At 66.1% G+C, this 4969-nt stretch carries 5 protein-coding genes, 1 other RNA gene and 1 pseudogene; 3 read left to right on the top strand and 4 right to left on the bottom strand.

Annotated elements, in window-relative coordinates:
• Positions 1-119, top strand: a pseudogene (locus ACJOT3_RS32430) (IS5/IS1182 family transposase); the annotation flags it as partial.
• Here ACJOT3_RS32430 and ACJOT3_RS32425 read toward each other — a convergent pair.
• The 3 genes from ACJOT3_RS32425 to ACJOT3_RS32415 form a co-directional block, all read right to left on the bottom strand.
• Positions 68-1942 (bottom strand): AICE element replication initiation protein, encoded by a 1875-nt coding sequence (locus tag ACJOT3_RS32425; RefSeq protein ID WP_406976947.1) that lies wholly within the window; start codon positions 1940-1942, stop codon positions 68-70. The pseudogene ACJOT3_RS32430 and the gene ACJOT3_RS32425 overlap by 52 nt on opposite strands.
• Complete coding sequence (locus ACJOT3_RS32420; RefSeq protein ID WP_406976946.1) at positions 1905-2399, bottom strand: DUF2742 domain-containing protein; 495 nt, start codon at positions 2397-2399, stop codon at positions 1905-1907. Before ACJOT3_RS32420 ends, ACJOT3_RS32425 begins: the two co-directional genes overlap by 38 nt.
• A gap of 322 nt (positions 2400-2721) precedes the next feature.
• Positions 2722-2940: a helix-turn-helix transcriptional regulator gene (locus tag ACJOT3_RS32415; RefSeq protein ID WP_406976945.1), complete on the bottom strand. Its 219-nt coding sequence runs from the start codon at positions 2938-2940 to the stop codon at positions 2722-2724.
• Between the two features lie 132 nt (positions 2941-3072).
• On the opposite strand from ACJOT3_RS32415, the gene ACJOT3_RS32410 reads away from it, so the two are divergent.
• Together ACJOT3_RS32410 and ACJOT3_RS32405 are read left to right on the top strand one after the other, a co-directional pair.
• Complete coding sequence (locus ACJOT3_RS32410) at positions 3073-3600, top strand: helix-turn-helix domain-containing protein (RefSeq protein ID WP_406976944.1); 528 nt, start codon at positions 3073-3075, stop codon at positions 3598-3600.
• A 64-nt stretch (positions 3601-3664) separates the two neighbouring features.
• The gene (locus ACJOT3_RS32405) at positions 3665-4684 is read left to right on the top strand and encodes a tyrosine-type recombinase/integrase (protein WP_406976943.1); all 1020 of its coding nucleotides are present in this window, start codon (positions 3665-3667) and stop codon (positions 4682-4684) included.
• Positions 4685-4745: 61 nt separating this feature from the next.
• Here ACJOT3_RS32405 and rnpB read toward each other — a convergent pair.
• Positions 4746-4969: RNase P RNA component class A (rnpB, locus tag ACJOT3_RS32400), an RNA gene on the bottom strand; the annotation flags it as partial.

Raw genomic sequence — 4969 nt, 5'->3', positions numbered from 1 at the left:
AGTTCAAGGAATGGCGGGGGCTGGCCACCCGGTACGACAAGACGCCCCAGAGCTACCTCGCGGGCCTTCACCTGCGCGGGGCCCTGTTGTGGTTGCGCAGCCTGCCCGCCACTCCTTGATCCAAACCCAGAACAGGCCCTAGGGCTACGCGGGTCGTGCATCCAGAGGCATGGCACTCAACGACAGAGGTGGGATCAGAGAGTGGCTGCATTTCAGCGTCCCCCAGCGCCCCAGCGTCCCCCCGGACGGATTTTCCCTGGTCAGAGGCATCGTCGGTGGGGGACGCTGAGTTCGCCGTAGCGTCCCCCTGAAGCGCCCTAGCGTCCCCCTGTCCAGGAGGGGGAACGCTAGCGTCCCCCCTGTAGCGTCCCCCCTGTTCTTGCTGGTCAGAGGTAGCGCGAGGCCCCTCGGGGGACGCTGGGGACGCTGTTTCGTACCTTCTCTCCGCTGATGCCGTCAGCGTGTACAGGCGCTGCTTCTTCGGCTTGGGACCGCGCTTGGAATCGTCGACCTCGATACCGATCGTGCGCAGCGCTGGGGCGAGCCGCTTGAGCTGCCCGCCCGCGCGGGTGGCGTCCTTGGGCCACTTCTTCGGCAGCCGCTCAGGGGTGGGTACTCGCTCCAGCAGCTCCGAGGCGGTGAGCGTGATCCCTTCGGGGCCGGATCGGTCGACCAGTGCCGCAACGGCTTGAGCGAAGGGTTCTCCGTCCAGTACGTCAGCCACAGCATCCCGGGCACTGGCCCGATAGGACGCCAGGGTCTCCCACTCGCACACCTGGTCGACAGCGGCCAGTACCCGGGCGAAGTCGGCCATGCGCGGGCGCTCGGTGAGTGTGACATCGGGCAGAGCCTTGAGTACCTGCGCGAGAAGGTCGAACAGGGATGCCAGGATGCCCGCGTGCGCGTCGGCATAGGCGGCGTCGAGTTCGGCCTCTTCACGGCGGGCCCGGTCGGGGATCAGGTTCAACTCGATGGTGAGCAGCCGCTCGGCGAGGTCGCCGGCCAGCGCCCCAGCGTCGATGGTGGTCATCGCGAGCACCCGCCGGAACTCCAGCACGACCACGTCGTCATCGGTGTACAGCGCCCGGTCGACGATGCCGTCACCGGTAACGGCGCGGCACAGCGCGTCGGACAGCCAATCGGGGATGATCGACACGTTGTCCAGGCACAGCGCCCAGGAGTTGAATGCCTGGGTTGCCCAGGACTTGATGTCCCGGGGCGCGGTGCGCTTGGGTGCTCCGGACGGATCGACGATGCCGATCACCATCTGCGCTGCCTTGGACTTGCCGGTCCCCTGTTCTCCGCGGAACGCGAGGATGGGGTGTGGCAGGTCGGGGATGAACGCGGCCACCAACCACGCGACCAGGAGCCGGAATCCCTCCTCGTTGGTGTTGAGCAGGGCGCGGAGCTTGTCCAGCCCATTGCCGTCGCGTACCGGCATCGGGAGCGGCTTCATGGCGCCGGAGCGTCGGAACAGCACCGGCGAACGGGGGGCGCGTTCCCATCCGTGCGGGCCGACGATGACGCAGGCCCCGTCGCTGGTGCCCAGGTCGACGACGATTCCGTCACGGTGGCGTGCGACCCGCAGGTGTGGGACCCGTGGCTCAACGGAGGAGGCCACGCCTTCGAGGACGGTCATGGCATCAGCGAGGGCGCCTTGCGATGGCACCGAACCGTTCTTCTCATCGGTGTAGATGCGCGCAAGCTGGGAGCGCAGTCCGGCCTTGCCCCGCAGCGGCAGGGCGATGTTTGGCCCGTCGGTCTTTACTCCGTAGGGGCGGCCGTCCTCCGACATGAAAAGGTCGTAGCGACGGCGGGCGAGTTCGACGAGGAGGGACGCCTGCGAGGGTCCTTTGCCCTTGCCGCCCTCGTCGCCTGGCGCGTCCGCCTGGCCGGTCTCGGGCTCAGGCGGCATCGGTGGAATCCCGGTGGAGAAGTCCACGGGCACCCCCTTCGTTGGTCTCCCAGTCGACCGGGCCGCCGGCATAGGGCGGCCAAGCACTGGTGGTGGGCTTGGCTCGCTGTTCGTTGACGCGCACTCGGGCGAGGTGATCGTTGACCATGCCTCGACGGCGGGCGAACATGCGATTCCAGAACTCGTCATCGGCACGGCGGCGGTTGTACGCCTCCTGGGCGATGGTGAACCCGAGGTCGTCGCCCTCGCGCGCCCATGCCTCCGCAGCACGCACGGCAGCGGCCGCCTTGCGGGGGTCGTCGTCGGCGAGCTGGCACCACTCCCGGGACCCGAAGAGTGGGAGCGGGCCGCAGTCCTTACCGCGGTCGATGATGGTCTGGGACCACTGCCGACGGTGGCGCTGCTCGTCGGTGATGTGGGGAACGGTGGGCCATTTCTGCCATTGGGAGGCAGCCCAGTGGGCGGCCCTGTCCTGGGGCGTCATGGCTGCTCTCCTGCCTGGTAGGTGCGGGCGATGACGAGCCACACAAGGCGGCCACAGCCCGACCGACGAAGGCCGGCGGCATTGCCGTCTCGGGAGTAGCCAAGGTGGGTCCCCGTGCATCGCGGACACCGGTAGGAGATGGCCCATCGGCTGCGCTTCCCGCAGGGGGCGAACAGGGACGCGAACGCGGCAGGGATGCCGTCGAGGGCGAGCTGTTCACCTTCGGGAGCGTCGGCTAGAGTGTGGGTAGCTCCGCCGCCTAGCTGAGCGTTTTCGCGAACCCCGGCCCCGCCAGGCTGGGGTTTCGTGTTTTCTGAGGTCATTAAGCAGCCTCGCCTTCCCCGCCCTGCTTGCGCGCTTCCATCCATGCGATGACGGCGTCTTCGGGGTAACGGATGCGCCCGGAGCGGCCGGGACTCGTCTTGATGTACTTGGGGCCGCGCCCCTCGTAGCGCCACATGCTGAGTGTCCTCACCGTGTAGCCGAGCAGCTCTGCTGTCTGCTCAGGAGTCAGGTAGCGAGCCCTCATGCTTGCTTCCATCTCCAAAATCCTCTCTTATTTCAACGGATCTCCGTTGACAAAATCGGCATCTCTGGGGATAGTAGCAGTCATCGGCGATGAGCACTAGCCAAGGAAGGAGGTGCACAGACGTTGCTCGCTACAGTTGCGAACATGACACGCAAGACTAAAAACCACGGGCCTACAACTAAAACAGTTGCATCGAACGTTCGCAGACTCCGCGAAGGGCGAGGGCTCTCGGCCCCAAAGTTGTCCGCTGCGACGAAAGCTCTCGGCTACGAGATCCCGGTCGAAGCGATTCACAAGATCGAAGCTGCGGCCGACGGACGTCCAGGTGCCCGGCACATCAATGCCGACGAGCTAACAGTCTTGGCCGTCGCGCTCGGCGTGAACCCGAACGCGCTCCTGCTGCCCCCATCGCTTACGCGGTCGGATGCCGTGGAGGTCACCGGGGCTTACCGGCAACTCCACGCCGACGAGGCATGGGAGTGGGCACGCGGCGAACAACCCCTGCCCACCCCAGGGCAGGAGTACAGGCCCGGAACCTTCCGAGAGACCGTCAATCCCCCCTGGGTCCTTGCGCAGATGGACGCCCAGATAGACCGAGAGCGCTACTTCCAAGCGGGGTGGGTCCCCGAAGAGAAAAGAGAGGACAGCCCTCCTGATGGCGCGGATACGTGATCTTTGGAAGAACAGGGACGGATCGCGATCCACTCGGCACGGCATCGGAAAACGGTGGTGTGTCGTGTGGGTCGACCCGGCCGGCCAGGAGAAGAACCTCTCCTTCGACCGGAAGCCGGATGCCGAAAGGCACGCGGCCTTGGTCGAGGCCGACATGCTCAGGGGCGCCTACATCGACCCCGAGCGCGGCAAGAAGACGCTGACGGAGTATGTCGAGGGTCGTTGGTTCCCTGGGCTGCATGTCACGGGCAACACGCTGGAGACCTACCAGCGCCACTGGCGGATGCGGATCAAGCCGCAGTTCGGTGATCGTGCTCTGGCCAGCATCACCCGGACCGATGCCAAGGCTTTCGTTGCAGGGCTGAAGGGCCAGGTCGCCACAACTACCCTGCACACCACGTTCGCGGTGCTGCGCATCATCCTGAACGCCGCGGTCGACGACGAACTGATCGCCGCCAATCCATGCACCCGGATAAAGCTGCCCAAGGTAGAGGACCGGGAGCTCGTCGTCTTCGAGCCTGATCAGGTGCTCGCCCTCGCTGACGCGATCCAAGCGCGGTACCGGTTGGCCGTGATACTCGCGGCCGGCGCGGGGCTACGCCAAGGCGAGGCGTTGGGCCTTACGGAACACCGAGTCGAGTTCCTGCGCCGCCGGCTGCTGGTTCGTAGGCAGATGCAGAACGGTGAACTGGTCGAGGTCAAGACCAAGTCCGGCCGCCGGGTAGTGCCGCTGGATGACGGGGTTCTCGCGGAGATCAGTCGGCATATCCAAGCGTTCCCGCCTCGGCGTGACGGAGTCCTGATCACGAACGGAGACGGATCGGCGGTCTTGCGGAACCGCTTCGGAGAAGTATGGCGTGCCGCAGTGAAGAAGGTCGGCATGCCGAAGGGCACCCGCTTCCACGACCTGAGGCACTTCTACGCATCGGCTCAGATCGCAGCTCAGGTGAATCCGAAGGCGATTCAGACCCGCATGGGCCACGCCTCGATCACAGAGACGTTCGACACCTACGGGCACCTGTTCCCCGATCACGAAGACCTCGGTCGGGGCGCGATGGACGCAGTCCTGAGGCTGGCCTCTTGACAACCGATCCGGGATGAATCCGGGATGCGGGCTCTACACAACTGAATATGCGCAGGTGAGGGAGGGGAGCCGGCCGGTAAGCCGGATTCTGTCGGTCCGCGAACGGACCGGGCGGTCATCCATCTGGGATCGCCGTTGCCGGCGACCTCGGTGCGGTCTACCCGCGGACTCGGGCGGGCCGCCCTCGATCATCCGCGCGGGGATCCGAGGATCCCCTTTTTGACCTTGCTCCGGGTGGGGTTTACCGAGCCGGCCGGATCACTCCGGCCGCTGGTGGTCTCTTAC

Origin of the sequence: Nocardiopsis protaetiae, assembly GCF_045446735.1 — a bacterium.
Taxonomy (GTDB): Bacteria; Actinomycetota; Actinomycetes; order Streptosporangiales; family Streptosporangiaceae; genus Nocardiopsis; species Nocardiopsis protaetiae.
This window is presented reverse-complemented; position numbering and strand designations above follow the sequence as displayed.

Coding starts and splice junctions, on each gene's coding strand:
- ACJOT3_RS32420 (WP_406976946.1), bottom strand. CDS start 2,399: ATGACGCCCCAGGACAGGGCCGCCCACTGGGCTGCCTCCCAATGGCAG.
- ACJOT3_RS32415 (WP_406976945.1), bottom strand. CDS start 2,940: ATGGAAGCAAGCATGAGGGCTCGCTACCTGACTCCTGAGCAGACAGCA.
- ACJOT3_RS32410 (WP_406976944.1), top strand. CDS start 3,073: ATGACACGCAAGACTAAAAACCACGGGCCTACAACTAAAACAGTTGCA.